The organism is Lutibaculum baratangense AMV1, from assembly GCF_000496075.1.
Taxonomy (GTDB): domain Bacteria; phylum Pseudomonadota; class Alphaproteobacteria; order Rhizobiales; family Tepidamorphaceae; genus Lutibaculum; species Lutibaculum baratangense.
The window spans coordinates 23,588-49,063 of sequence record NZ_AWXZ01000039.1 but is presented as its reverse complement, the minus strand read 5'-3'; the positions used below and the strand labels follow the sequence as shown (position 1 = coordinate 49,063).

21 protein-coding genes and 1 pseudogene are annotated in these 25,476 nt (G+C 70.3%); 1 reads left to right on the top strand and 21 read right to left on the bottom strand.

The window, feature by feature from the left end:
* Positions 1 to 56: 56 nt before the first annotated feature.
* From N177_RS14875 to N177_RS14780, 21 genes and pseudogenes are all read right to left on the bottom strand, one after another.
* Complete coding sequence (locus tag N177_RS14875; RefSeq protein WP_023433199.1) at positions 57 to 1,196, bottom strand: TAXI family TRAP transporter solute-binding subunit; 1,140 nt, start codon at positions 1,194 to 1,196, stop codon at positions 57 to 59.
* A 96-nt stretch (positions 1,197 to 1,292) separates the two neighbouring features.
* Positions 1,293 to 2,258 carry an NAD(P)H-dependent flavin oxidoreductase gene (locus tag N177_RS14870; RefSeq protein ID WP_023433198.1) on the bottom strand — a complete coding sequence of 322 codons (966 nt, stop codon included), beginning with the start codon at positions 2,256 to 2,258 and terminating at the stop codon, positions 1,293 to 1,295.
* Positions 2,255 to 3,880, bottom strand: a complete 1,626-nt coding sequence (locus N177_RS14865) for an AMP-binding protein (RefSeq protein ID WP_023433197.1) — start codon at positions 3,878 to 3,880, stop codon at positions 2,255 to 2,257. Before N177_RS14865 ends, N177_RS14870 begins: the two co-directional genes overlap by 4 nt.
* Positions 3,881 to 3,885: 5 nt before the next feature.
* Positions 3,886 to 4,662, bottom strand: a complete 777-nt coding sequence (locus tag N177_RS14860; protein ID WP_023433196.1) for an enoyl-CoA hydratase/isomerase family protein — start codon at positions 4,660 to 4,662, stop codon at positions 3,886 to 3,888.
* Positions 4,663 to 5,850 (bottom strand): CaiB/BaiF CoA transferase family protein, encoded by a 1,188-nt coding sequence (locus tag N177_RS14855; RefSeq protein WP_023433195.1) that lies wholly within the window; start codon positions 5,848 to 5,850, stop codon positions 4,663 to 4,665. It abuts the gene before it with no gap.
* Positions 5,847 to 6,593 carry an enoyl-CoA hydratase/isomerase family protein gene (locus tag N177_RS14850; RefSeq protein ID WP_244444292.1) on the bottom strand — a complete coding sequence of 249 codons (747 nt, stop codon included), beginning with the start codon at positions 6,591 to 6,593 and terminating at the stop codon, positions 5,847 to 5,849. The genes N177_RS14855 and N177_RS14850 overlap by 4 nt, the downstream gene beginning before the upstream one ends.
* Positions 6,586 to 7,530 (bottom strand): hydroxymethylglutaryl-CoA lyase, encoded by a 945-nt coding sequence (locus tag N177_RS14845; protein WP_023433193.1) that lies wholly within the window; start codon positions 7,528 to 7,530, stop codon positions 6,586 to 6,588. Before N177_RS14845 ends, N177_RS14850 begins: the two co-directional genes overlap by 8 nt.
* A 97-nt stretch (positions 7,531 to 7,627) precedes the next feature.
* Positions 7,628 to 9,139, bottom strand: coding sequence for a tripartite tricarboxylate transporter permease (locus N177_RS14840; protein ID WP_023433192.1), 1,512 nt, complete (start codon positions 9,137 to 9,139; stop codon positions 7,628 to 7,630).
* Positions 9,139 to 9,588 (bottom strand): tripartite tricarboxylate transporter TctB family protein, encoded by a 450-nt coding sequence (locus tag N177_RS14835; protein ID WP_040485996.1) that lies wholly within the window; start codon positions 9,586 to 9,588, stop codon positions 9,139 to 9,141. The genes N177_RS14840 and N177_RS14835 overlap by 1 nt, the downstream gene beginning before the upstream one ends.
* A complete protein-coding gene (locus tag N177_RS14830) occupies positions 9,585 to 10,493 on the bottom strand; it encodes a succinate--CoA ligase subunit alpha (protein WP_051402414.1) in 909 nt (302 codons plus the stop codon). Before N177_RS14830 ends, N177_RS14835 begins: the two co-directional genes overlap by 4 nt.
* Positions 10,493 to 11,647: an ATP-grasp domain-containing protein gene (locus tag N177_RS14825; RefSeq protein WP_023433189.1), complete on the bottom strand. Its 1,155-nt coding sequence runs from the start codon at positions 11,645 to 11,647 to the stop codon at positions 10,493 to 10,495. Before N177_RS14825 ends, N177_RS14830 begins: the two co-directional genes overlap by 1 nt.
* Before the next feature lie 4 nt (positions 11,648 to 11,651).
* Positions 11,652 to 12,764 (bottom strand): enolase C-terminal domain-like protein, encoded by a 1,113-nt coding sequence (locus N177_RS14820; RefSeq protein ID WP_023433188.1) that lies wholly within the window; start codon positions 12,762 to 12,764, stop codon positions 11,652 to 11,654.
* 55 nt (positions 12,765 to 12,819) lie between these two features.
* Positions 12,820 to 13,815: a tripartite tricarboxylate transporter substrate binding protein gene (locus N177_RS14815; RefSeq protein WP_023433187.1), complete on the bottom strand. Its 996-nt coding sequence runs from the start codon at positions 13,813 to 13,815 to the stop codon at positions 12,820 to 12,822.
* A 90-nt stretch (positions 13,816 to 13,905) separates the two neighbouring features.
* Positions 13,906 to 14,457: a MarR family winged helix-turn-helix transcriptional regulator gene (locus N177_RS14810; RefSeq protein WP_023433186.1), complete on the bottom strand. Its 552-nt coding sequence runs from the start codon at positions 14,455 to 14,457 to the stop codon at positions 13,906 to 13,908.
* A 270-nt stretch (positions 14,458 to 14,727) separates the two neighbouring features.
* The gene (locus N177_RS14805) at positions 14,728 to 15,885 is read right to left on the bottom strand and encodes an isovaleryl-CoA dehydrogenase (RefSeq protein ID WP_200863421.1); all 1,158 of its coding nucleotides are present in this window, start codon (positions 15,883 to 15,885) and stop codon (positions 14,728 to 14,730) included.
* A gap of 56 nt (positions 15,886 to 15,941) precedes the next feature.
* Positions 15,942 to 16,823, bottom strand: coding sequence for an HpcH/HpaI aldolase/citrate lyase family protein (locus N177_RS14800; RefSeq protein WP_023433184.1), 882 nt, complete (start codon positions 16,821 to 16,823; stop codon positions 15,942 to 15,944).
* Positions 16,823 to 17,332, bottom strand: coding sequence for a MaoC family dehydratase (locus N177_RS14795; protein WP_023433183.1), 510 nt, complete (start codon positions 17,330 to 17,332; stop codon positions 16,823 to 16,825). Before N177_RS14795 ends, N177_RS14800 begins: the two co-directional genes overlap by 1 nt.
* Complete coding sequence (locus N177_RS14790; protein ID WP_023433182.1) at positions 17,325 to 19,286, bottom strand: ATP-binding protein; 1,962 nt, start codon at positions 19,284 to 19,286, stop codon at positions 17,325 to 17,327. Before N177_RS14790 ends, N177_RS14795 begins: the two co-directional genes overlap by 8 nt.
* A 5-nt stretch (positions 19,287 to 19,291) precedes the next feature.
* Positions 19,292 to 20,899 carry a carboxyl transferase domain-containing protein gene (locus N177_RS14785; RefSeq protein WP_023433181.1) on the bottom strand — a complete coding sequence of 536 codons (1,608 nt, stop codon included), beginning with the start codon at positions 20,897 to 20,899 and terminating at the stop codon, positions 19,292 to 19,294.
* Positions 20,900 to 20,912: 13 nt separating this feature from the next.
* Positions 20,913 to 21,059 (bottom strand): annotated as a pseudogene (locus N177_RS22105) (ABC transporter ATP-binding protein); the annotation flags it as partial.
* A gap of 133 nt (positions 21,060 to 21,192) precedes the next feature.
* Complete coding sequence (locus N177_RS14780; protein ID WP_023433179.1) at positions 21,193 to 24,678, bottom strand: indolepyruvate ferredoxin oxidoreductase family protein; 3,486 nt, start codon at positions 24,676 to 24,678, stop codon at positions 21,193 to 21,195.
* Positions 24,679 to 24,810: 132 nt separating this feature from the next.
* Here N177_RS14780 and N177_RS14775 point away from each other — a divergent pair, with 132 nt between their 5' ends.
* Entirely contained in the window at positions 24,811 to 25,320 is a 510-nt protein-coding gene (locus N177_RS14775) for an Lrp/AsnC family transcriptional regulator (protein ID WP_341872336.1), read from the top strand.
* Positions 25,321 to 25,476 lie beyond the last annotated feature (156 nt).

The window sequence follows — 25,476 nt, the reverse complement described above, 5'->3', positions numbered from 1 at the left end:
TGTGGGGTGAAGCGCGGCCGCGCCGGGACCAGGAGCCTCGGCGCGGCCGCCTCAGGTCAGCCGAGATGCGTGGCGCGGTACTCGGCCCAGAACTCGGGCCACTGCGCATCCGGCACGCCGTTCTGATCGGCCTCCTCGACGGCGCCGTCCCAGGCCGCCTGCACGGCCTTCAGGCGCTCGAGCCGGGCCTCGTTCCAGACCTCGTCCTCCTCGGTCCAGTTGCCGATTTCCTGGTAGTAGCGCTTCGCCCCCTCGTGCACGGGGGCGTCGAAGGGCGGGTGGCCCGCTTCCTTGACGTCGTAGGCGGACATGACGGGCGCCGCGTTCTTGTAGAGGCCGTACGCCTCGACGATCGCCTTCGTCAGCTCGTAGACCTCGTCGGCGTCACGGTCGGCATAGACCGAGAGGATGGGATAGCGGTACGCGACGAGCGGGACCGGGTTCTCGGGCGTCGCGCCCGGGCCGTTGACCATCGTCGAGGGCGCGAAGAGCGGCGCCGCCCGGTTGATGCGGTCCCAGCCTTCCTGGTCGTCGGCCGGCACGGGAGGCCAGTATATGCCCCGCGGGCTCGCCTCGAGCTCGCGCAGGAGGCTCGCGCCGATGACGGCGCCGGCCGCCACCACGTTGCCGTCGATCACCGCCTGGATGCCCGCGCTGTAGGCCGGCACCTCGACGACCTCGACATCGTCCCAGCTCAGCCCGGCGAAGGCCAGGACGCCCTCGACCTTGAAGTTCGTCGAGGGGTGCGCCTGGATGCGGGCGACGCGCTTGCCCTTCAGGTCGGCCAGCGTCTTCACGCCGGAATCCGCAGCCGTCACGATGCCGAACAGCGCCTCGCGGCCCATCAGGGCGCGCAGGTCCTGCGGTCCCCATTCGCGCGTCTCGAAGTCGAAGATGGCTTCGGTGGCGAAGAAGCACTCGTTCGCCAGGAAGCCCATGTTCACGCGGCCCTGCTTGAGCTGCATCATGCGGCCGATCGAGGTGCCCGAGGGGACGATGCGGATGCGCGTCCCGTGCTTCTCGATCAGGGCGTTGGCGATCGCGGTGGCCTCGACATAGCCCGACGAGCCGACGTCGGACGCAGTCCACTGCATCGTGCCCGGCAGCTCGGCGAACGCGCCGCGCGGCAGCATGGCCGAGCCGGCCAGCGCGGCGGCGCCGCCCATGAACGTCCTGCGGTGGATCCTGAACGTCATCTTCCGTTCCTCCCTTGGTTCATCTTCGGCCTGTCTTCCGGTCGGCCGCCGTCACCGTCGAAGCCGCGGCCCTGCCGAGCGCCGCGGCAGGCGCCTCTAGAGGGGCACGAGGGCCGGCTGCGGCATCAGCCGCACCGTCTGGAGGTATTCGGATGCGATACGGCGCACGAGGTCCCCGGCGGGCACGATGTCGTCGACGAGGCCGGCGGATTCCCCCGCCTCCACCTTGCCGTCCTCCACGTCGCCGTCGAAGGCCGCCATCTTCAGCGACGCCGCCTGGAAGGCCGCCTTGCGCTCCTCCAGAGGGGCGGCAGCGGCCTCGAGCTTGGCCATGCGGTCGGTGAAGCGGTTCCTGAGGGCACGGATCACGCCGAGGCCGCGACCGACCGCGCGCGTGTCGGCGGCGCCGGCCCCGACCACCATCCTCTTGTAGGCCTCGGAGACGCCGGCCTCGGGCGTCGCGATGAAGCGCGTGCCGAAATTCGCCGCCCCCGCCCCGAGCGCCAGCGCGGCGGCCAGTCCCGCCCCGTCGGCGAAGCCGCCCGAGGCGATGACCGGAATGTCGACGGCGCGCGCCACCGCGCGCACGAGGACGAGCGTCGAGACCATGTCGGGCGGTGGATGGCCGCCCGCCTCGCCGCCGACGACGACGAGCGCGTCGACGCCGGCGTCGGCCGCCTTCCGCGCATGCTCCGCGCTCGCCACCACGTGGATGCAGATCGTGCCGAGATCCTTGAAGCGGGAGAGGTACTTCTTCGGCCCGCCCTGCGACGCGACCACGACCGGCACGCGCCGCTCCGCCACCAGATCGAGCACCTCCTCGACGCCCTTGCGGTAGAGCGGCACGTTCACGGCGAAGGGCCTGTCGGTGCCGTCCTTCACCGCGCCGATGGCGGCGGCGAGATCGGGAAGATACATCGGCCCGGCCGCGATGACGCCCAGCCCCCCGGCGCGCGACACCGCGAGCGGCAGCGCGGCGTTCGAGGAGGCCCACGACATGCCGGCCTGGACGATCGGCAGGTCGATGCCGAGGAGCCTCGTGACGGAGGTCTCGATCCTCATCCGAGCGCTCCCGCTCTCTCGCCGTCGAGGAGGCTCGCCGCATGGGCGGCGAGCTTCGACTTCTGCACCTTCGAACTCGCCGTCATCCCGATCGCCTCGAAATCCTCGACGACCCAGACGTGGCGGGGCACCTTGAAACCCGCCATGTTCTCGCGCGCCCAGGCGATCAGCTCGGCGGGATCCACCACTGCTCCCTCGTTCGCGACGACGAAGGCCACAGGCACCTCCATCAGGCGCGGGTCGGCCACCCCCACCACCTGCGCCAGGCGCACCTTCGGGTGGCGGTGCAGGATGTCCTCGACCTCCGCCGGCGAGACGTTCTCGCCGCCGACGCGGATGATGTCCTTCACGCGGCCCAGGAACTCGAGCCGGCCGTCGTCGCCGAGCCGGCCGAGATCGCCGGTCCTGAGCCAGCCGTCGTCCGACAGCGCGGCCTTCGTCTCGTCGGGCTTGTCGAAATAGCCGCGCATCACGCTCCAGCCGCGCACGCAGATCTCTCCGCGCTTCCCCGCGGCCACCGGCGCCCCCGTCTCTGTGTCGCGGATCTCGAGCTCCAGGCCCGGCTGCGGCCGCATCCGGGCCGCGACGCGCACCTCCTCCGGCTCCCACCAGCAGGACTGGGCGATGTTCGGCGAGGCTTCCGAGAGGCCGTAGCCGACGACGCACTCGCGCGCGCCGAGCTCGCGGATCACGCGCCGCACGACTTCCGGCGACGCCGCCACCCAGCCGCCGCGCAGGCTGAAGCGGCGCATCGTCCGCTCCGGGTGGTTGAGCAGCATCAGCGCCATCGTGTCGTTGCCGGAGACATGCGTGCACGCCTCCTCCTCGATCAGCCTCAGCGCCTCGGACGGCTCGAAGCGCGACATCGTCACGAGCGTCACCCCGTGCTGAAGCGCCGAGAGCACGGAGAGCGTGGTGCCGGCGACGTGGAAGAACGGCCGCGCCGAGTGGAAGCGGTCGCCGAGCCGGAAGCCCATGCGCCCGCCCGAGACGAAGGCGTTCCCGAGCATGTTGCGATGGGTCAGCATCACGCCCTTCGGGAAAGAGGTGGTACCGGACGTGTACTGGATGAGGAGAACGTCATCCGGTGCGGCCGTTGGCTCGGCCGGCTCCCGACCCATCGCAACGAAGTCGTCCCAGCCGCGCCCGGCGGAGGGCACGTCGTCACCGACGACCACGACCTCGCGCAGGTCCGGCAGCGCCTCGTCGGGCAGGCCCGTGTCGACGCCGGGGCAGATCTCGCGGAGCATCCCGACGAAGTCGATCTTCAGGAAGCGGTCGGCGACGAAGAGGAACGACACGCGCGACTGCTTCAGCGCGTACGCCATCTCGGCTGTGCGAAACCGGGTCGATATCGGGACGGTGACGGCGCCGAGCGAGGCGACGGCGAAGAACAGTGCGACCCAGCGGCACGAGTTGCCGAGGCAGATACCGACATGGTCGCCGCGCGAGACGCCGAGCGCCTTCAGGCTCGCCCTGAGCCGCGCGACCTCGGCCGCGACGGCGCCGAAGGTCATCCGCCCGTCCGGCGCGACGATCGCCTCGAGGTCCGGCGCGAGAGCGGACGTGCGCGCCAGCGCGTCGGGAAGCGTCGTGGGGCAGATGCGGTCGATGTCGATCATCTCGCTCACTCCCCCGCGGAGGCCTTCCTGCCGACGCTGCTGTTGAATTCCTCGATGCCGCTCTTCCAGTCGCCCTCGGCGAGGTTGCGCTCGATCGCCGCCAGCTCGATGCGGATCCCGGAGGCGAGATCCGTCGTCGATCCCATGTCGACGCAGTGCTTCGTCAGGGCCATCGCGAGCGGCGGGGCCGCGGCGATCGCGGCGGCCGTCTCCTCGGCGAGCGCGTCGAGCTCGTCCGGCGCGACCACGCGGGCGACGAGCCCGAGAGCGTGGGCCTCCTCGACCGGCATCGTGCGTCCGGTGAACAGAAGCTCCTTCGCGCGCGACTTGCCGATCACGCGCTGCAGGCGCTGCGTCGCGCCGACCGTGCCCCATTGCGGTTCGGGGAAGCGGAAGCTCGCCTCCGTCGAGGCGACGATGAAGTCGCACGCCATGGCGATCTCGCCGCCGGAGCCGACGACGGGGCCCTGCACCACCGCGAAGACGGGCTTGCGGCAGCGCTCGATCGTCTCGTAGGCGCGGAACGCGGCGAGCCGGCGCTGATAGACCCATGTCCCGTCGCGCCCCGTGCGCTCCTTGAGGTCGGCGCCGGCGCAGAACACGGGACCGTTCGCGCCGAGCACGACGACGCGGATATCGGGATCGGCATCGAGTTGCTCGAAGGCGCGTGCGAGGTCGTGGCACATCGGCAGGTCGAGCGCGTTGCGCGCCCCCGGCCGGTCGAGGACGATCCGGGCGATGGCCCCTTCCCTCGTCACCGCGATGGTGGTTTCGCCGGCCATTCAGATCGTTCCCTCTTCCCTCAGCGCCGCGATCGCGGCGTCGTCGTAGCCGAGCTCCTCGCGCAGGAGCTCCTCCGTGTCCGCGCCGAGCAGGGGCGGGACGCCGATCTCCGGGTCGTCGAACCCCTCGAAGCGCAGCGGCGTGCGCAGCGCCGGCACCTCGCCGCTGACGGGGTGCTCGAAGGTTCCGACCATGCCTCGCGCCCTGATGTGCGCGTCGTTCAGGATCTCCGGCACGGAGTTCACCTCGCCGGCCGGCACGCCGCGCGCGCGCAGGGCCTCGGCGAGCGGCGCGCGGTCGCGCCGGCCGATCGCCTCGCGCAACGCCGTCATCACCTCGTCGCGCCGGGCGACGCGGGCGGCGTTCCTCTTCAGCTCCTCGTCATGGGCGAGATCGTCGAGGCCCAGGACCTCGCAGAGCGGCCCCCAGTGCTGGTCGCTGCCGCTGATGTGGAGCCACCCGCCGTCGCGGCACTCGAAGGCGGCGCTCGGGACGCGGCCGAGATGCTCGGTTCCGGTGCGGGTCGGCGTCTCGCCGAGCGCGAAGTAGCGCTGCGCCGCGATCGTCAGGAGGCTCGTCTGGACGTCCATCATCGCCACGTCGATGTGGCAGCCCTTGCCCGTCTGCGCCCTCCCGAGGAGACCCGTCATCGCCGCGATGGCGATCCACAGGCCCGAGGTGAGGTCGGCGAAGGGCAGACCGACCTTCGCGGGCGGGCCGTCGGGATGCCCCGTCAGGTCCATGACGCCCGACAGGGCCTGGAAGATCGTGTCGTAGCCGTTGCGGTCGCGGTAGGGCCCGCTCTGCCCGAAGCCCGTGTTCGAGATGTAGACCAGCCGGTCGTTCGCAGCCGACAGGTCGGCGAAGCCGAGGCCCATCCGGTCCATCTGGCCGGGCAGGAAGTTCTCGACGACGACGTCCGACCGCGCCGCCAGGTCGCGCGCGATCCTGCGCCCCGCGTCGGCCTTCAGGTTCAGCGTGATGGAGCGCTTCGCGCGGTTGAACGCGAAGTAGTAGCCGCTCTCGCCTCCCTCGAACTTCGGCTCGAAACTCCGGGATTCGTCGCCCGTGCCCGGGCGCTCGACCTTGATCACCTCGGCGCCGAACTCGGCCATGATCTGCGTCGCCATCGGCCCTGCGAGCACGCGGGAGAAGTCGAGGACGCGGATACCGGCGAGCGGCTTCACCGGCCCTTCTCCCGGAAGCCGCGCATGAGCGCGTTGACGTCGCGGCCGGCCGCCATCGCCGCCTCGTGGGGAAGATCGGCGACGCGGTAGAACAGCGACTTGACCGCGGCCATCGCCATCGGGCTCGCGGCCGCCCAGGCGTCCGCGATCTCCAGCGCCTCGGCCATCGGGTCGGCCGCGACCCGGTTCGCGAGCCCCAGCGCCCTCGCCTCCTCCGCCCCGATCAGCCGGCCGAGGCTCACCATCTCGAAGGCCGCCTTCCGCCCGAGGCTGCGCTGCAGGCCCGTCATCACGAGCGCGGGGACGATCGAGTGCCTGAGCTCGGGATAGCCGAACTTCAGCGTCTCGCCGGCCACCATCATGTCGCAGCCGATGGCGAGGCCCGCGCCGCCGCCGACCGCCGCCCCCTGCACGGCTGAGACGATCGGCTTCGACAGGCCCTGCAGCATCGACTGGAGCCGGCACGTCAGGTCGGCCCGCTTCAGGACGAGGTCCTGGTTCTCGGGCCTAAGGTCCTTGAACTCGGCCAGGTCGGCGCCCGCGCAGAAGGCCCGCCCGGCGCCCGCCAGCACGATCGCGCGCACGGCCTCGTCGCGGTCGGCCGCGAGAAGGGCATCGTGCAGCGCCTGCGTCAGCTCGGTGTTGAGCGCGTTGAGCTTGTCGGGGCGGTTCATGGTGACGATGCGCACCGCCCCGCGATCCTCGACGAGCACTGTCTGCGAAGCTCCGGTCATGTCAGCCATAGGCCGCTTGTCTCTCCAGGCTCGGTGGAAGTCCCGCACGTGCGACCTTGCTGTAGAGCGGTCGCCGGAGCGCGTGCTCGCAACGCTCCGAAAGGCGCATCATCCGGTCGAGGTCGACGCCGGTCCGAAATCCCTCCGCCTCGAGCAGCGCCACTAGGTCCTCCGTCGCGACGTTGCCGGTGAAGCCCTTGCCGTACTCGATCTCGGCGGGGTGCCCGCCGACGCCGCCGAAGGCGGAATCGAGCCAGCGGCACCCCTCTTCGAGGGCGGCCAGGCAGTTGACGAGCGCGGTGCCGCGCGTGTCGTGGAAGTGGCCGATGAAGACCATGTCGGGGAAGTCGGCCGCGAGCCGCGAGAACAGCGCCTTCGTCGAGCGCGGGCTCGCGGCGCCGATCGTGTCGCCGATCGTGACGTGGGTCACCCCCAGCTCGCGGAACCGCGCGGCGTCCGCCGCGACCGAGGCCGGATCGACGTCGCCCTCGAAGGGACAGCCGAGCGCGACGGAGATCACCCCGACGAGGCGGAAGCGCCTGCCGGCAGCCTCGACCATCCTCTCCACGCGAGCCCATTGCTCCTGTCGCGTCGCGCGCAGGTTGCGCTCGGTATGGCTCTCGGTGGCGGAGACGAGGAGGCTCAGCTCGTTCGCGCCGAAGCCCTGGTCGAGATCGGCGACGGCACGGACGACCGCGCGCTCGTTCGGGCAGGTCGCCTTGTACCAGACGCCGTCGCGCCGCTTCAGGCGCTGCAGCAACTCGCTGGCGTCCGCGAAGGCCGGCACGCGGCCCGGGTGGCTGTAGCTCGTCGCCTCCACGCGCGGGAAGCCCGCATCCGCGAAGGCTTCGATGAGCGCGACCTTCTCCTCGGTCGGGACGAAGACCGTCTCGTGCTGCAGCCCGTCGCGCGCGAAGCACTCGCATATCGTGACCGCGCCGCCCATGGGCCTCCCCGGGAGTTCCTTCCGTCGCCTCTTTGCGGGCGACATCGTTGTCGATATGAACCAATTAAGTTCACATCGTCAACTATTATCTACCCTACTACCCCGATTGCGCCGCGGCGTCCCGGCGCCGCACGCGGAAGGCCGAGAACAGCCCCCAGGCGAGGAGCGCCAGCGACAGCGACATGACGACAGCGCTGATCGGCCGGTCGAAGAAGGTCATGAAGTCGCCGCGCGACAGAAGCATCGCGCGGCGGAAGTGCTCCTCCATCATGGGCCCCAGGACGAAGCCGAGGAGAAGCGGCGCGGCCGGGAACTGCAGGATCCGCATGACGTAGCCGAGCGCGCCGAAACAAACGACGAGCCAGACGTCGAAGGCGCTGTTGTTCACGCTGTAGGTGCCGATGCAGATGAACATCAGGATCGCCGGCAGCAGGATCCGGTAGGGCACGAGCAGGAGCCGCACCCACAGGCCGACCATCGGGATGTTCAGGATCACGAGCAGGATGTTGCCGATCCAGAAGCTCATGACGAGCCCCCAGAAGAGGCTCGGCTGGTCGGTCATCAAGGTGGGCCCGGGGGCGATCCCGTTGATCGTCAGCGCGCCGAGCATGAGCGCCATCGTCGCGCTGCCGGGAATGCCGAGCGCGAGCGTGGGAATGAAGGCGGTCTGGTCGGCCGCGTTGTTGGCCGCCTCCGGGGCGACGACGCCCTCGATCGCGCCGCTGCCGAAGCGCCCGGGATCCCGCGAGACACGCTTCTCCACCGCGTAGGACATGAAGGAGGCGATCGACGGCCCGGTGCCCGGCAGCGTGCCGAAGAACGAGCCGATGCCGGATCCCCGGAGGATCGGGAGCCAGGAGCGCTTCAGGTCCTCCCGCGTCGGCTTCATCACCCGCAGGGTCACGCTCGAGCGGTCGAGCGCCTTCGTGCCGACGTCGCGCGCGCTGAGGATGACCTCGGACACGCCAAACAGGCCCATGGCGAGCGCGATGAGGCTTATCCCGTTGCCGAGCTCGAGGAAGCCGAAGTCGAAGCGCGTCTGGCCGGAGTAGATGTCGATGCCGACCGTGCCGAGAACGATGCCGAGCACGACCATCGCGAGGCCCTTGGCCGCCGAGCCGTCGGTGACGGCGGAGGCCGCGACGAGGCCCAGCACCATGAGCGAGAAATACTCCGCCGAGCCGAACTGAAGGGCGTAGCGGGCGATCGCCGGCGCGAAGATCATGAGCAGGACGATCGAGATCGAGCCGCCGATGAACGAGGCGACGGTCGTCATCAGGAGCGCAACGCCGCCCCTGCCCTGCCGCGACATCGGATATCCGTCGAGACACGTCACCGCGCTCGAGGTCGTGCCGGGAATGTTGAGGAGGATGGCCGCCGTGCTGCCGCCGTAGCCCGTGCCGTACCAGATGCCGGCCAGCATGATGAGCGCCGTGGTTGGACCGAAATGGAAGGTGAGCGGCAGGAGCATCGAGATCGCCGTCAGCGGCCCGATGCCCGGCAAGACGCCGATCAGCGTTCCGAGGAAGACGCCGACGAAGCAGTAGAACAGGTTGACCGGGGAGAAGGCCGTCTCGAGCCCGAGAACCAGGTTGGCGAAGATATCCATTACCAGGGCCACCGGAAGAGCGTCAGGGGAAGGTGGAGCGCCAGGTGGAAGATCAGGTAGGCGACGACGCAGAGCGCGATCCCGGTGACCGCGATCTGCAAGGGCCTCGGCTTCCTCACGGCGAGCGATGACACGACGTTCAGGACGAGGATCGCCGGCACGAGGCCGAACGGCCTGACCATCAGCGCGAAGGAGATCACGCCGAGGCAGACGGCGGCGGCCGGCCGCAGGTAGAGGGGGCGCCAGCCGTCGGAGCGGCGGAACACGGCCGGCAGGGCGACGAAGACGCCGAGGACGGCAAGGATCGCGCCCGCCCCCATGGGGAACATGCCTGGCCCCATGCGCCGCACGCTGCCGATATCGTAGTGGCCGTACGCGTAGGACGCGACGAAGAGCCCCGCCGCGATCAGGAGCAGCCCTCCGACGATGTCGTGATAGTCGCGCGTCATGTCGTGGCCTCGCATCGCCCCTGACGTCTCGCACCGACCGGAGCGGGAAGGCCGCGCAACGCCTCCACCACCTCCGCCGGCGACGTACAGACGGTCGCGCCCGCCTCGCGCAGAAGGGCCATCTTGGCATCGGCCGTCTCGGCGGGGCTTCCGGCGAGGGCGCCGGCATGGCCGAAGCGTCTGCCCTGCGGCGCGCTGCGGCCGACGATCATCGCGACGACGGGCGTCTCGAAGCGGGCAGTCGCCTCGGCGAGCTCGGCCTCCTTGCCGCCGCCGATCTCGCCGACGACGACCACCGCGTCCGTGGCGGGGTCGGCGTCGAACAGCTCGACATATTCGACCGGACGGCGGCCGATGACGCCGTCGCCGCCGATGCTGACCGCCGTGCTCTGGCCGATGCCCGCCGCGCTCAGCGTCCGCAGCATGACGATCGACAGCGTGCCGCTGCGCGAGATGAGCCCGACACGCCCCGGAAGCCCGAACGCCGGCGGCAGGCCGCACAGCATGCCGACGCCGGGGCTCAGGAGGCCGAGCGAGTTCGGGCCGACGACCCACATGCCGCGCTCCCGCGCGAAGGCGAGCGCCGGCATCACGTCGTGCACCGGCGCATGCTCGGCGGCCGCGACGGCGAGCGCTATGCCGGCCGCCGCTGCCTCCACGATGGCGTCCGCGACCCCGAAGGGCGGCGTGTAGATCACCGACGTGTCGGCGCCCGTCGCCGCGCAGGCCTCGGCGACCGTATCGAAGACCGGCAGTCCCTGCGCCTCGCGCCCGCCATGGCCCGGCGCGACGCCGGCGACGAGCTGCGTTCCGGCCTCGCGCATGAGCGGGATCATCTCGCGGCCATAGGCGCTCAGCGCGTTCTGCACCACGACCCGTGCGCCGGGCTTCAGGAGGATCGCCATCACGCGGCTCCCGTCGGCATGAGGCCGGCATCCCGGTCGCGCGCCATGCGTTCGACGAGCGCGCCCGCATCCTCTTCCGCCGGGAAGCCCGCAGCCTCCACCAGACGGCGTGCCTCGGCCGCCGTCATGGTGCGCTCGGCGAGGAAGCTCGCGCTCAGGCCGAAATAGAAGGGCTTGCGCGGGGGCGACGCCTTCAGCCGGCGGAGGAGCGCCTCCACCCGTGGGGCAAGGTCGCGGGTGGAGAGAGCCTGGTAGAACATGATCGCCCGGATGCCGGAACTCTCGGCGAGCCGCCAGGCGAGATCGAGCCGGGCCTCCGTGGTGTCGCCGCGCGTCGCGGCGGCGTTCTCGAAGAAGGTCCCGGCGCGGAACCCCGCATCCATGAGGAGGTCGGCGCACAGCATCCCGAGCCCGGCGCCGGCGGAGACGAGCACGACATCGCCCGGCATCTCGACGAGCTGGAAGCCCCGCTCGCGCGCCTCCCTCTCGGCCGGCGACAGGGCGAGGTCGGCGAGGTCGCGCGAGAGGTCGAAGCGACGGCCGCGATGGCGCCAGAGGGCGCTGTCGTCGAGCGTCATCTTGCAGTCCAGCGCGACGAGTCGGCCCTCCCCCGTCACCGCCAGCGGATTGATCTCGACGAGGCTCGCATCCTCCCGGGCCATCACCCGGCAGAGGTCGGCAGCAAGCTGCGAGAGGCGCCCGAGTATGACGGGCGGGGCGCCCGCATCCCTGAGGAACGGCAGGATCTCGTGGCTCCCCGGGGGAACGCCGGAGGCGACGGGAAGCCGCGCGACGCCGCGCCCCGCCTCCACCTCGACGCCACCCTCCGCCGAGAACAGCAGGACGGGACAGCCCATGAGGTCGTCGAGCGCGCAGGCGAGGTAGAGCTCGGTGTCGACGGCGACCGGCTCCTCGAGCAGGACGACCGGCGGCACCCCCATGCGCCGCATCGCCTCGCCCACCTCGTGAGCCGCGTTCCCGACATTGGGCCGCACGAGCCCGGCCTTCCCCCGGCCGCCGGAGAGGAGCTGCGCCTTGACCATGCCGGCTGCCTCTCCGGGATCCTCGGTCTCGAGGCGGACGAGCCGGCCGTGCGGCACGGGCAGGCCGTGCGCGCGCAGGATCGACTTCGCATCCCATTCGCAGAGATCCATCCGGTCAGCCTCCGAGCAGTCGTGACGTCGTGGCGTCGGCGCGCAGGCGCTCCCAGTCCACGAGCGCGTCGAGATTGGGCGCCGGCGGCAGCACGTGGCCGCCGTCCACGAAGCCGAGCGGGGCTTCGAGGTAGCTGACGGCCAGCCCCTCGTGGAAGGCGGTTTCCGCCGAGACGAGCACCGGATCGCCCGCCAGCTGCCCCGCAAACCGGATCTGGTTGACGGCTCCGAGCGCGCTTTCGGAGAACATGCCGACGCAGACGCCGCCGCCGGCCGCTCTGGCACAGTCGGCGATGGCCTCGGCCTCGCCGAGACCGAGCCGCCCGGGCTTGGCCGCGAAATGGGTCGCGCCGAAATCGGCGAACGCGCCGGCCGCGTCGGCGGAGCTGCAATGCCTGTCGAGCATCACCGGCACGGGCGCGCCCTCGAACACGTCCCGCCACGCCTCCCGCGGCACGATCGGGCAGGGATCCTCGAGAAACGCGACGTCGGCATCCGCGACGATCCGCATGAGCTCCGGCAGGTCCTGCCGTGCGTAGGCGCCGTTGGCATCGGCCGTCAGCGCGACGGCCCCGCCGACCGCCCCTCGGATCGCGGCGAGCACCCCGGCGTCCTCGCGCAGGCCCTGGCCGAGCTTGACCTTCAGCATCACGAAGCCTCGGTCGACCGCCCCGCGCGCTTCCTCCGCCATGACGGACGCCGCCGCGCGGGTCAGCACGGGCGTGGCGGCGACGGGCCCGGGCGGCGCGGGATCGGCACCGGTTCGTGCGGCGCACAGGTCCCGGCATGCATTGTCGAGAAGCGCCTGCACGGCGAGCACGTCGCGGATGTTGCGGGCGATACGCCGTCCCGCGTGCTCGTCCGGAAGGCCGGCCCGCCTCATCGCCGGCCATGCGACATCGCTCACGAGCCGGGCGAGGATGCCGGGCGTGACGCCGTTCCATATCGGCTTGCAGAGGCTTTCGGCGGCCCCCGCCGCCCCCTCTTCGTCGACGAGCCGCAGGACGAGATAGGCCGCACCGCTCTCGGTGCCGCCGACGGTCCATTCCACGGGCCGGCGATAGGGGATCTCGAGCTCGTGGAGCTCGACCGAGACGATCGGCGCCGAACTGGCCATGATGATTGCGCGGCACGCGAACCAGCGGCGCCCCCCGGGGCCGCCGCCGGAACCCTTACTGCCCGGCTTCCTTGGTGGACTCGATGATCTCGCGCCAGCCGTCGATGTTCCTCTCGATGCGCTGGGTGACCTCCTCGCCGGTCGCGAATTGCGGGGTGATGCCCATCTTGCGCAGCGCGTCCTTGTAGTCGTCCTGCGCCACGACCTCCTCGATGGCGGTCTCGAGCGTCTGGACGATCTCGTCCGGCGTGTCCTTGTTGACGATGATCACCGACGGCGTCTCGACCATCACCATGTCGATCCCGAGCTCGCCGACGGTCGGAACGTCCGGCAGCACCTCGTCCCGCTCCTCGCTGATGAAGGCGAGGAAGCGCAGCTCGTCCTCGAAGCCGAGATAGTTCGAGGTCGAGAGCACCGCCATGTCGATGTGCCCGCCGAGCAGCGCGGCGACGGAGGCCGAACTGCCCTGGAACGGGACGTCCACGGCATCGACGCCCGTCGCCTGCATGAGGCTCACGCCGTTCACGTGGTGGAAGCCGCCCTGCCCCGTGTGCCCCCAGCTGAAATCGCCCGGCGCCTCCTTCATCGCGGCGATGAGCTCGTCCAGCGTCTCGTACGGGCTCTCGCTCGACACGGCGATGGCGGAGGAGAGCTGCGCCATCTGCGCGACGTAGCGCACGTCCTCCTGGGGATCGATCGCCTGCTCCTTGAAGAGAGACGTCAGGATGAAGGTGCCGAGCGACTGGTGCGCCAGCATGTGGCCGTCGGGCTGGCCGGTCACGATAGCCTGCGCGGCGACATAGCCGCCGGCGCCCGTGCGGTTCACCGGCACGAAGGGCTGGCCGAGCCGCTGCTCGAGCCGCGCCGCCAGCGCCCGGGCCACCTGGTCGTTCGCGCCGCCGGCCGAGAACGGGATCAGGAGCTCGACCGAGCGGCTCGGATAATCCTGTGCCGCGGCAGGCGCGGAGCCTGCGGCGGCGAGGCCGCCGAGGAGGCCGAGTGCGGCGCCGGCCGCCAGCGCGCGCCGAAGGAGCGCCTTCGTGGTGAGCATGATCGTTTCCCCCTGTTATCGGTGTTATGGTTGATCATGCTACCCATGAAGTTGACCATGTCAACTACGTGAGCCGGATCCGTCCCATCTTCAGAACGTCTCCGTCTCGAACAGGGTGCGGGGCTCCGGGGTCTGCAGCTCCTCGGGGTCGCTGCCGCCCTTGAGGTCGGCCAGGAACTCGAGCGAGCCGCGCGTCACCTTCTCCATGAGGACCATGAGCTGCTCCCGCTCCTGCTGCGAGAGGTGCGCCAGCATGCGCCGGTTGCGCTCGTGCGAGACCTTGAGGACCTCTCGCGCGATGCGCTTGCCCTCGTCGGTCAGCTGGAGGAGCGAGCTGCGCTTGTCGCGGGGATTGCCGGTCCGGCCGATCAGGCCCCGCTGCTCGAGCGCGACGGTCGTGCGGCTCATCTGGCTCTTCTGCACGCCCGCACGCTGGGCGAGCACCTGGAGCGGCGCCGCCCCGAGATAGTCGAGCACCGCGAGCGCCCGCCAGTCATGCATGTTGAGGCCGAAGGTCGGCTTGATGTCGAGCAGGGCGATGCGCGTGGAAACACCGGCGAGCCGCTGCAGATTGTATGAGAAGAGGTCCCGGATATCTCCGCCTTCCGCGCCGATCCCATCGTTCACCGGCTCACCACTCATAGATCCTCCTCACTTCACCGAACCCGGCACTCGTACATAGTTGACGATATCACCGACCCGCTTGTCACTGTATATCATCTGACCGTCGGTGGGCGCCGGCGTGCCTGCCGGTGTCGGCTACGGCAAGCGGACAGTCTGCCCGTCCCCCACGGTCGTCCGGGTCCGGACGCTCGCGCCCACCTCCGGGCATCCGGTCCCGGCACGAGCTCGATCGCTCGGCCACCCGTCAGAGCGGCCTGCGCATGACGCCTCGGCCTTCACCACGAGCCATCAGCCCCGCCCGGCCTCGCTTTCGTAGAGCTCGCGGCCGATGAGCATGCGCCGAATCTCCTGCGTGCCGGCGCCGATCTCGTAGAGCTTGGCGTCGCGGAGCAGCCGCCCCGTCGGATAGTCGTTGATGTAGCCGTTGCCGCCGAGCGCCTGGATCGCCTCGAGCGCCACCTGCACGGCCCTTTGCGAGGAGAACAGGAGGCACGCCGCCGCGTCCTGGCGCGTCGTTTCCCCCCGATCGCAGGCCGCGGCCACGGCATAGACGTAGGCCCGGCTCGCATTGCTCCAGGTGTACATGTCGGCGAGCTTGGCCTGCATCAGCTGGAACTCGCCGATCGGCCGGCCGAACTGCTGTCGGTCGTGCAGGTAGGGCGAGACGACGTCGAGCGCCGCGGCCATGATGCCGAGAGGCCCGCCCGAGAGCACGACACGCTCGTAGTCGAGGCCGGACATCAGGACACGCACGCCCTTGTTCTCCTCGCCGAGAACGTTCGCGAACGGCACCTCGCAGTTCTCGAAGACGAGCTCGCACGTGTTCGAGCCGCGCATGCCGAGCTTGTCGAGCTTCTGGCCCGGCGAGAACCCTCGCATGCCCTTCTCGATCAGAAGGGCCGTTATGCCTCGCGCCCCCGCCTCGGGATCGGTCCTGGCGTAGACCACGAGCACGTCGGCATCCGGGCCGTTCGTGATCCACATCTTCGACCCGTTGAGCACGTAGCGGTCGTTGCGCTTCTCCGCCCGGAGCTTCATCGACACGACATCCGAGCCTGCCCCGGACTCGGACATGGCGAGCGCGCCGACATGCTCGCCGCTCACGAGCTTCGGCAGGTACCTCTCGCGCTGCTCCCGCGTGCCGTTGAGCCGGATCTGGTTCACGCAGAGATTGGAGTGCGCGCCGTAGCTCAGGCCCACCGAGGCCGAAGCCCGGCTGATCTCCTCGAGCGCCACCGTGTGCGCGAGATAGCCCATGCCGGCGCCGCCATACTCTTCCGGCACGTTGACGCCCAGCAGGCCCAGCTCGCCGAGTTCCCGCCAGAGCCCCGCGGGAAACTCGTTCGTCGCGTCGATCTCCGCCGCGCGCGGCGCAATGCGCTCCGAAGCGAAGCGCCGGACGGTGTCGCGCAGCGCCTCGACGTCCTCGTCGAGGCCGAAACTCATGCCGTTCCTAAACATTGCAAGCTTCCTCCCATGGCGGACCGGCGCCTGCCCGCCGGCTACCCCTGCGCCCCATGCGGCGCGCGTCTCAGGAGTCTCTCGGCCCGCCGGAGATGCGGCCGGTCGATCATCTCGCCGCCGACACCGACGACCCCCGCGCCGGGTGATGCCGCGAAGGCGTCCATCACCGCTCGCGCCCAGTCGAGCGACGTGCGCGACGGCGTGAACGCCTCGTTGATCACCGGGACCTGCGCCGGATGGATCGCCATCTTGGCGACGAATCCGTCGCGAGAGGCCTCCGCGCACTCGGCCGCGAGTGCGTCGAGATCGCGATAGGCGGTGTGAACCGCGTCGATCGCCTCGGCCTCCGCCGCAGCCGCCGCGAGCAAGGTCAGCGAGCGGACGAGCCGATACGGTTCCGTGTAGCCGCCCGATGCAGAGCGGTTCGTCTCGGCGCCGATATCCGCGGAAAGGTCCTCGCCACCCCACGCCACCCCGGTGAGCCGCGGCCCCGCTTCGGCCAGGGTCGCGAGACTCAGGACGCCGCGCGCCGTCTCGGTCGCGAGGGCGATCACCTCGACGCTGCCCTCGGCCAGGCCGGCCGCCCGCTCGCGCTCCGTCAGCGCCGCGGCGAGCTTCGCCACGTCCCTTGCCCCTTCCGTCTTCGGCAGCACGATCCCTGCGGGACGATGCGCGACCACCGCGTCGAGGTCATCGTCCGCCAGGCCCGTGGCGAGGGCGTTGATCCGCACGAAGAGCTTCGGCCAGCCCCCGGCCGCCTCCGCCTCGGCGAGAAAGGCGGCGATCGCACCCCGTGCGGACGACTTGCGCTCCGGGGAGACCGAGTCCTCGAGGTCGAGGATGAGGGCGTCCGCCCCGGAGGCCGCCGCCTTCTCGAGCTTCTTCGGGCTGTCGCCGGGAACGAAGAGGAGCGAGCGCATCACGTCGCGTCTCCGCTGCCGCGGCGCCGCATGAAGGCCTGGCGTCGGCATTCGGCCACGAGGGTTCCGTCCTGCTTCCATGCCCGGTGGACGAAGTCGACGACCCCCGCATCCGGACGCGAGCGGGACACCCGCTTTGCCACGACCTCGGTCGTCACCCTGACGGTGTCGCCCTCGAAGAGCGGCGCAGGGAACCTCACCTCGGTCATCCCGAGATTGGCGATGGTCGTGCCGAGGGTGGTGTCGTTGACGGAGATGCCGATCATCAGGCCCAGCGTGAACAGCGAGTTCATCAGCGGCCGCCCCCATTCCGTCTCGGTGGCGCAGAAATGGGCGTCGATGTGCAGCGGCTGCGGGTTCAGCGTCAAGTTGGAGAAGAGCATGTTGTCCATCTGCGTCACCGTCCGCGTCAGGCGGTGCGGGATGACGCTGCCGACCTCGAGATCCTCGTAGAAGAGACCACCGCGCGGGTGACGCGCGGCCTCCGGCACGGGCTTCGTCTCACTCATCGCTCACTCCCTTCAGCGCGACGACGCGCGCGCCCTCGGCAACCTGGGCGCCCACCTCGACCGCGACCTCGATCACCTCCCCGGGAGCCGGGGCGACCAGGGTGTGCTCCATCTTCATCGCCTCGACCACAGCCAGACGCTGCCCCTTCTCCACCAGGTCGCCCGGCTCGACGAACACCGCGACGACCCGCCCGTGCATCGGCGCCTTCACCGCCCCTTCCTGGTCGAGACGCTCGAGGTCGACATCGAAGGGATCGTGCAGCGCCACGCGTATCTGCCGTCCGTCGCGCAGCACCAGCACCTCCTCCTCGGCCTCGACGAGGGTGCAATCCTCGCTCGCCCCCGCGACGCGCGGGCCCTTCGCATCGAATTCGACTCTCAGTTCGAGGGTCTCGCCGTCCGCCGTCACGAGGAGGCCCCTCGAGCTCGCGCCGACGAGTTGGAATCCGTCCGTCACCCGCCAGGGGCCGGGACGGGCGCCCTGCCGCAGGGAGGTCGCCGCGGCGAGCCGCGCCTGCGCCCGTCGCACCAGATGGACCGCGCCGGCTGCGACCATGCTCGCGTCGAGCGGCGCCGCGGCGACCCCGAGCTGCTCGAGATTGCGCTCGATGAAGCCGGTGTCGAAGTCGGCCCGCCTGAACGCCTCCGCGTCGGCGAGACGCCGCAGTAACGCGACGTTTGTCCGGGGCCCGGCGACGACGGTTTCGGACAGGGCCTGCGACAGGCGATCGAGCGCCGCCCCCCGATCCCCCGCGTGCACGATGACCTTGGCGATCATCGGGTCGTAGTATGGAGAGACGTCATCGCCCGCCCGAACGCCGCTGTCGATGCGCACGCCGTTCCCCTCCGCAAGATCGAGCGCCCATAGCCGCCCGGTGGAGGGCAGGAAGCCGGCCGCCGGGTCCTCGGCGTATAGGCGCGCCTCGACGGCATGGCCGTCGGCCCGCACGTCCTCCTGCAGGAAGGGCAGACGTCCGCCCGCGGCGACGCGGAACTGGAGCTCGACGAGGTCGAGCCCCGTGATCGCCTCCGTCACCGGATGCTCGACCTGCAGCCGCGTGTTCATCTCCATGAACCAGAAGCGGTCCGGCCGCAGACCGTCGCGGCCGTCGGCGATGAACTCCACCGTGCCCGCCCCGACATAGCCGACGGCGCGCGCGGCCTCGATCGCTGCGCGGCCCATCGCCTCCCGCGTCTCGGGGCTCATGCCCGGGGCGGGGGCCTCCTCGATCACCTTCTGGTGGCGGCGCTGCAGCGAGCAGTCGCGCTCGAAGAGGTGGACGACGTGTCCGTGCGCGTCGGCGAAGACCTGCATCTCGACGTGCCGCGGCGAGAGCACGTATTTCTCGACCAGAACGCGCGGATCGCCGAAGGCGGCGGTGGCCTCGCGCCGGGCGCCCTGGAGCGCGTCGAGGAATTCCGCCTCCCGCTCCACCCGGCGCATTCCCTTGCCACCGCCCCCCGCGACCGCCTTGATCAGCACGGGATAGCCGACGGAGTTCGCTTCCTGCCGAAGGACCTCCGGGTCCTGCTCGGCGCCGTGATAGCCCGGAACGACCGGCACGCCGGCCCTGGCGACGAGGGCCTTTGCCGCGTCCTTCAGCCCCATGGCGCGGATCGCCGCGGCCGGAGGCCCGACGAAGATGATCCCCGCCTCCGCACAGGCCTCGGCGAACTCCGCCCGCTCCGAGAGGAAGCCGTAGCCCGGATGGACGCATGCGGCGCCCGTCGCCTCCGCGACCTCGAGAATCCGGTCGATGCGGAGGTAGCTCTCCGCGGCCGGCGCCGGCCCGAGGCGGTGCGCCTCGTCGGCCATCTCGACGAAGAGGGCGCCGGCGTCGGCGTCGGAATGGACGGCGATCGTGCGGATGCCGAGCCGCTGCGCGGTCCGGATGATCCGGCACGCGATCTCGCCGCGATTGGCGACCAGGACGGAGGGCGGAAGATCGGCCATGGCGCTCACATCCGGAACACGCCGAAGCGCTGCTCGGGCGTCGGCGCGTTCAGCGCGGCAGAGAACGAAAGGCCCAGAACGCGCCGCGTCTCCCCCGGCAGGATGATCCCGTCATCCCAGAGACGCGCCGTCGCATAATAGGGCGAGCCTTCCGCCTCGTACCTCTCCCGGATCGGCGCGCGGAAGGCTTCCTCCTCCTCGGCCGACCAGTCGCGCCCCTGCGCCTCGAGCCCCTCGCGTCGCACCGTCGCGAGCACGGACGCCGCCTGCTCGCCGCCCATCACCGAGATGCGCGAATTGGGCCAGGCGAACAGGAAGCGCGGCTGGTAGGCCCGCCCGCACATGCCGTAATTGCCGGCGCCGAACGAGCCGCCGACCAGGAGCGTCACCTTCGGCACCTGTGCGCAGGCGACGGCGGTGACGAGCTTCGCGCCGTCCTTCGCGATGCCGCCGGCCTCGTATTGCCGGCCGACCATGAAGCCGGAGATGTTCTGCAGGAACAGGAGCGGGATTCGGCGATGGCAGCAAAGCTCGACGAAATGCGCCCCCTTCAGCGCCGAATCCGAGAACAGGATGCCGTTGTTGGCGACGATGCCGACGGGGATGCCCCAGATGCGGGCGAAACCCGTGACCAGCGTCGTGCCGTAGAGCCGCTTGAACTCGTCGAATTCCGAGCCGTCGACGAGACGGGCAATCACCTCGCGGCTGTCGTACTGCCGCTTGAGGTCCGTCGGCACGATCGCCTCGAGCTCGCTCTCCGCATGAAGCGGTTCGACGGGTTCGGCGAGGTCGAGCTCCATGCCCTTGCGGGTGTTGAGCGTGCCCACGATCCGGCGGACGATCGCGAGCGCATGGTCGTCGCCCGTCGCATAGTGGTCCGCCACGCCCGACTGGCGGGTGTGGACGTCGGCGCCGCCGAGATCCTCGGCCGAGACGACCTCGCCCGTCGCGGCCTTCACGAGGGGCGGCCCGCCGAGGAAGATCGTGCCCTGGCCGCGCACGATGACGGTCTCGTCGGACATCGCGGGAACGTAGGCGCCGCCCGCGGTGCACGAGCCCATCACGCAGGCGATCTGCGGGATGCCCGCCGCCGACATCGTGGCCTGGTTGTAGAAGATGCGGCCGAAATGATCCCTGTCCGGAAAGACCTCGGTCTGATGCGGGAGGTTCGCACCGCCCGAATCGACGAGATAGACGCAGGGCAGGCGGTTCTCGCGCGCCACCTCCTGCGCACGCAGGTGCTTCTTCACGGTCATCGGATAGTAGGTGCCGCCTTTGACCGTGCTGTCGTTGCAGACGATCATCACTTCCCGGCCCATCACGCGGCCGATCCCGGTGATGATGCCCGCGCCGTGGATGGCGTCTTCGTACATGCCGTAGGCGGCCAGGCTGCCGAGCTCGAGAAACGGCGAGCCGGGGTCGAGCAGGCGCATGACGCGCTCGCGCGGCAGGAGCTTGCCGCGGGCAACGTGGCGCTCGCGCGCGCGCTCGCTGCCGCCGGCCGCGACGGCATCCCGGCGGGCGCGGAGATCGGCGGACATCCGGCCCCACGCCTCGCGGTTGGCGACCGCCTCGCCCGAGGTCAGATCGGCAGTCGAACGGATGATCGGCACGCGCGGTCTCCGGTCAGAGCCAGCGCTTGCGGCGCCTGAAGCTCTTGAGATTCTTGCAGCTGTTCCGCTCTGCGCCGCCGCCTCATAGGCCACGCTCCTTGACGTCGTCGTCCTCCCGAAGGGCCTCTGTCGTCCCGTCGAGCACGACCTTACCCTGCTCCGACCGCAGCGACACGTCCCGCAGCTCGAGGGCCCGCCCCACCCGCATCCTCCCCGCGCCCACCTGGCCGGTCTGTTCCAGAGGTGCCGCCGCCGGACGTTGCAGTGAACGATCGTTTCCCCGTGACCGCAATCTATTCGGCCGCATGGAGGAAGCCGGAGGGAGCGAGGCGTGGCCCCGTCTCCCAACGCCGAAGCAGTTCCTCGAGCCGCCTCTCGGCGCGCTCGACATTGGCCAGCTTGACGGGGCCATAGCCCCGGATCCGTTGCGGCGTGACCGCGATCTCGGTCGCCAGCGCCAGCCGCTCGAGGGTGAGCTCGCCAGCGATCCGCTCCAGGAGAGACTCGAACATGACGACGAGGGCCCTTTCCTTGCGCCGCTCGGCCGTGCGCCCGAACGGATCGAACGGCGTGTGCCGCAGCCACTTGAGACGCGCCATGACCGCGAAGAGACGGAAGACCCACGGTCCGAACGTCATCTTGCGCGGCCGGCCCGTGCGAGGGTCCGTGCCGGAGAGGAGCGGCGGAGCGAGCTGCACCGAGACCCGCTCGTGCCCCTCGAACTGGGCGTCGAGCGCCCTCCGGAACTCCGGCGCGGCATAGAGCCGGGCGACCTCGTACTCGTCCTTGTACGCCATCAGCCGGTAGAGGCTTTCCGCCGCGGCTCGCGTGAGCTTCAGGTCGGGCGCGCCGACCGCCGCCTCGGCGGCGCGGACGCGCGAGATCGTCGCCGCGAACCGCGCGGCATAGGCCGCGTCCTGATAGGCGGCCAGTTCCGTCCCGAGGAAGGCCAGCCGCTCTTCGAGATCCATCTCCCGCGGCGCGACTTCCTCCTTCAGAACGTTTTCGAATCTCCCGGCATCCTCGGCGAGCAAGCGGCCCGCCCGGAAGGCGGTCGTGTTGGCGTCGACCGCAGCGCCATTGAGGTCGATCGCGCGCTCGATCGCCTTCAGGCCGATCGGCACGAGGCCCTTCTGCCAGGCGAAGCCGACGAGGATCATGTTCGCGAAGATGGCGTCGCCGAAGAGCTTCTCGGCGAGCCGGGCCGCGTCGGCGCCGTCGAGCTCGGCCGTGGCGCCGCGCAGCACCTGCAGGAGGGCCCCCTCCTCGTAGGACAGCTTCTGGTGCATGGCGAACTCCGCCGTCGGCGCGACGCCGGTGTCGTGGACCGCTCGCGTGAGGTCGGGAGCCGCGAGCGAGCAGGCCTCCGGGCCCGCCGCCACCACGAGGTCGGCGGCGATCAGCACGTCGAGCTGGCCGATCGGTATACGTGGGCCCTCGATCGGCACGTCGCGGCGCGAGATCCGCAGGTGCGAGGTCACCGGCCCGTTCTTCTGGGCCAGCCCCGTCATGTCGAGCGTCGTTGCGGCGAGACCGTCGAGGTGGGCCGCCATCGCGAGGACGGCGCTCGTGGTCGTGACGCCCATCCCGCCGACCCCCGTGACGAGAACGTTGAACGGCCTCCCGCCCAGGGCCACCGCCGGTTCAGGCAGTGTCTCGACGTCGGACTGGATGTCGAGCGACGCGGCGCGAGCCTTCCGCAGGCCGCCACCCTCGACCGTGACGAAGCTCGGGCAGAAGCCTCCCGCGCAGGAATAGTCCTTGTTGCAGTTCGACTGGTTGATCGCGCGCTTCTCGCCGAATTCGGTCTTCACCGGCACCACCGAGATGCAGTTCGACTGCACGGAGCAGTCGCCACAGCCCTCGCAGACGCGCGCGTTGATGAAGAGCCGCTTGGGCGGATCCTCGTACTCCCCCTTCTTGCGCCGCCGCCGCTTCTCGGCCGCGCAGGTCTGGTCGAAAACGATGACGGAGACGCCCGGGTGCTGCGCGAACTCGCGCTGCACGTTCAGGATCTCCTCGCGCGGCATCGCCTTGATGCCCGTCGGCAGCTCCTCACCGTCGTAAAGCTGCGGGCGCTCGCTCAGGAGAGCGATCCGCGTCACCCCTTCCGCGCGGATCTGCGCCAGCATCGCCGGCACGGTCAGCGGGCCGTCGTGGCGCTGCCCGCCGGTCATCGCCACCGCGTCGTTGAACAGGAGCTTGTAGGTGATCGGCGCGTTGGCGGCGACCGCCGCGCGAATCGCGAGGGTTCCCGAATGGTAGTAGGTGCCGTCGCCGAGGTTGGCGAAGATGTGCCGGTCCTTCGAGAAGGGAAACTGGCCGAGCCACGGGACGCCCTCACCGCCCATCGCCACGACGCCGTCGGTCGTGCGGCCGTTGAGCTCGGTCATCACGTGGCAGCCGATGCCGGCCATCGAGCGACTTCCCTCGGGGGTGACGGTCGACGCCGAGTGGGGGCAGCCGGAGCAGAAGTAGGCGGGCCGCGTCGGGCCGCCCGCATGTTCCGCAGCCGACGCCAGACGGCTTGCGATCCGCTCCGCCGCCTGCCGCATGCCCGGCGTGTGCAGCGGCTTCGGAAGGAACTCGAGGAGCGAGGGCGCGATCTCGCCCACGCCGCACTCGCGAATGTCGGGCAGGAAGGGCGCGCCCTCCGGCGTCGTCTTCCCCCACACCGACGGACGTGCGCCGGCCGGCCAGTGGTACATGAGCTCCTTGAGCTGCGGCTCGACGAGCGCCCGCTTGTGCTCGACCACCATCAGCCGCTCCGCGTCGCGCGAAAACGCCCCGATGGCCTCGGGCTCGAGGGGCCAGCTCATGCCGACCTTGAAGACCGACAGGCCGATCTCCCGCGCCAGGCGCTCGTCCAATCCCAGAAGCCCGAGCGTCTGCATGACGTCGCGATAGGCCTTGCCGCTGGCGACGATGCCGAAGCGCGCCCGTTCCCCGCCGAAGCGCACGCCGTCGAGACGGTTCGCCCGGGCATAGGCCTTGGCCGCGGGCAGCCGTAGGCGACGCGTCGCGATCTCGGTCTCGAGCCGCATGGCGAGGCTCATCTTCGGATTGATGTCGCCGTTCCGGCGCGGGTCGGCGACGTCGAGCGGCCGGCGGATCGAGAGGCGGTCGTCGTCGATGCGGACGATACCCGAGGAATCCATCGTGTCGGTGAGCGCGATCATCGCCACCCAGGCGCCGGAGAAGCGCGACATGTGGATGCCGTGCAGCCCGAAGTCGAGCACGTCCTGCAGGTCCGATGGATTGAGCACCGGCATCTCGGCGTGCATGAAGGCGGTCTCGCTCTGGGCGGGCAGCGTCGACGACTTCGCGAGGTGGTCGTCGGCGGCAATCGCCAGCACACCGCCATGCTCCGCCGTCCCGCTGTTGTTGCCGTGGCGGAACACGTCGAGCGTCCGGTCCACGCCGGGCGCCTTGCCGTACCAGATGCCGAAGACGCCGTCGCGGTCCGAGCGGCCATCGAGGCAGACCTTCTGGCTCCCCCACACCGCCGTCGCCGCGAGCTCCTCGTTCACGCCCGGCTGAAACACGATGTGGTGGGAGGCGAGGAACCTGCCGGCCTTCGCGAGCTCCCGATCGTAGCCGCCCAGCGGAGACCCGCGGTAGCCGGAAATATAGCCGGCCGTGCCGAGCCCCGCTCGCTTGTCGCGCCGCGCGATGTCGAGCGGCAGGCGGACCAGCGCCTGGATCCCCGTGAGGTACACCTCGCCGCGATCGAGCACATACTTGTCATCGAGCGTGACTGCGCGCGTGACGGCATTCATCCCGGTCTCCCGAGTGGCTGATGCCCGGCCTTCGGCGAGCGGAGCCCGACCGGCGGCAGAGCCTCCGACTTGAGAGTTTATTGTCGCGCCTTTCGCGGGAATAACTATCCTATCTCGGCGTCACAGACCGAAATGGCGGAACACATGGTCCGGCAAATGCAAAGAAGCAGAAAAATCCATCTCGATGTCGCGGACATGCGCATCCTGCGGGAGCTGCAGGAGGATGCGGCGCGCTCAGTGGCGGAGATCGCGAAGGCGGCGGGGCTGTCGCAGACCCCGTGCTGGCGACGCATCAAGCGGCTGAAGGACGAAGGCGTGCTGTCGGCGACCGTGGCGGTCGTCGACCGGCACGCATTGGGGCTCGACTTCGTCAGCTATGCCTTCATCAAGCTCGCCTTGCCGAGCCGGAGCAACATGGAGGAGTTCGACCGCGCCGTGATGCACTGGCCCGAGGTCGTCTCCTGCGAGCGGATCACCGGTCAGGTCGACTATCTCATCAAGGTGATCGTGGAGGATATGCGCGCCTATGACGACTTCCTGAGGAACCGCCTTCTGGCGCTCGAGCTCGTGTCGGACGTGCAGTCCCGGATCGTCATCTCGACGGTCAAGACGTCGACCGGCCTGCCTCTGATCGAGGCCTGACGTTTCGGCACACCCGGCCGTCGCCGACCGGCATCCTTCACCGGCTGCTGCAATCCGTGCCGGGACAGCCGAAGAAGAATGGCCTCCTCGAGAGCTTCGAAGGCGCCTCCGCGACACGTGCTCGACGAGACGCCGTTCTCGTTTCTCTCGCCCGTG

Excerpts from the sequence above, each read along its gene's own strand:
- N177_RS14820 (WP_023433188.1), bottom strand. The coding sequence starts at position 12,764 with ATGGCCAGTTCGGCGCCGATCGTCTCGGTCGAGCTCCACGAGCTCGAG.
- N177_RS14875 (WP_023433199.1), bottom strand. The coding sequence starts at position 1,196 with ATGACGTTCAGGATCCACCGCAGGACGTTCATGGGCGGCGCCGCCGCG.
- N177_RS14840 (WP_023433192.1), bottom strand. The coding sequence starts at position 9,139 with ATGGATATCTTCGCCAACCTGGTTCTCGGGCTCGAGACGGCCTTCTCC.
- N177_RS14810 (WP_023433186.1), bottom strand. The coding sequence starts at position 14,457 with ATGAGTGGTGAGCCGGTGAACGATGGGATCGGCGCGGAAGGCGGAGAT.
- N177_RS14800 (WP_023433184.1), bottom strand. The coding sequence starts at position 16,823 with ATGCGCTCGCTCCTCTTCGTTCCCGGCGACAGCCCGAAGAAGCTCGAG.
- N177_RS14780 (WP_023433179.1), bottom strand. The coding sequence starts at position 24,678 with ATGAATGCCGTCACGCGCGCAGTCACGCTCGATGACAAGTATGTGCTC.
- N177_RS14790 (WP_023433182.1), bottom strand. The coding sequence starts at position 19,286 with ATGGCCGATCTTCCGCCCTCCGTCCTGGTCGCCAATCGCGGCGAGATC.
- N177_RS14775 (WP_341872336.1), top strand. The coding sequence starts at position 24,811 with ATGGCGGAACACATGGTCCGGCAAATGCAAAGAAGCAGAAAAATCCAT.
- N177_RS14850 (WP_244444292.1), bottom strand. The coding sequence starts at position 6,593 with ATGGCTGACATGACCGGAGCTTCGCAGACAGTGCTCGTCGAGGATCGC.
- N177_RS14805 (WP_200863421.1), bottom strand. The coding sequence starts at position 15,885 with ATGAGTTTCGGCCTCGACGAGGACGTCGAGGCGCTGCGCGACACCGTC.
- N177_RS14835 (WP_040485996.1), bottom strand. The coding sequence starts at position 9,588 with ATGACGCGCGACTATCACGACATCGTCGGAGGGCTGCTCCTGATCGCG.
- N177_RS14845 (WP_023433193.1), bottom strand. The coding sequence starts at position 7,530 with ATGGGCGGCGCGGTCACGATATGCGAGTGCTTCGCGCGCGACGGGCTG.
- N177_RS14870 (WP_023433198.1), bottom strand. The coding sequence starts at position 2,258 with ATGAGGATCGAGACCTCCGTCACGAGGCTCCTCGGCATCGACCTGCCG.
- N177_RS14830 (WP_051402414.1), bottom strand. The coding sequence starts at position 10,493 with ATGGCGATCCTCCTGAAGCCCGGCGCACGGGTCGTGGTGCAGAACGCG.
- N177_RS14815 (WP_023433187.1), bottom strand. The coding sequence starts at position 13,815 with ATGCTCACCACGAAGGCGCTCCTTCGGCGCGCGCTGGCGGCCGGCGCC.
- N177_RS14825 (WP_023433189.1), bottom strand. The coding sequence starts at position 11,647 with ATGGATCTCTGCGAATGGGATGCGAAGTCGATCCTGCGCGCGCACGGC.
- N177_RS14860 (WP_023433196.1), bottom strand. The coding sequence starts at position 4,662 with ATGGCCGGCGAAACCACCATCGCGGTGACGAGGGAAGGGGCCATCGCC.
- N177_RS14865 (WP_023433197.1), bottom strand. The coding sequence starts at position 3,880 with ATGATCGACATCGACCGCATCTGCCCCACGACGCTTCCCGACGCGCTG.
- N177_RS14795 (WP_023433183.1), bottom strand. The coding sequence starts at position 17,332 with ATGAGTGAGACGAAGCCCGTGCCGGAGGCCGCGCGTCACCCGCGCGGT.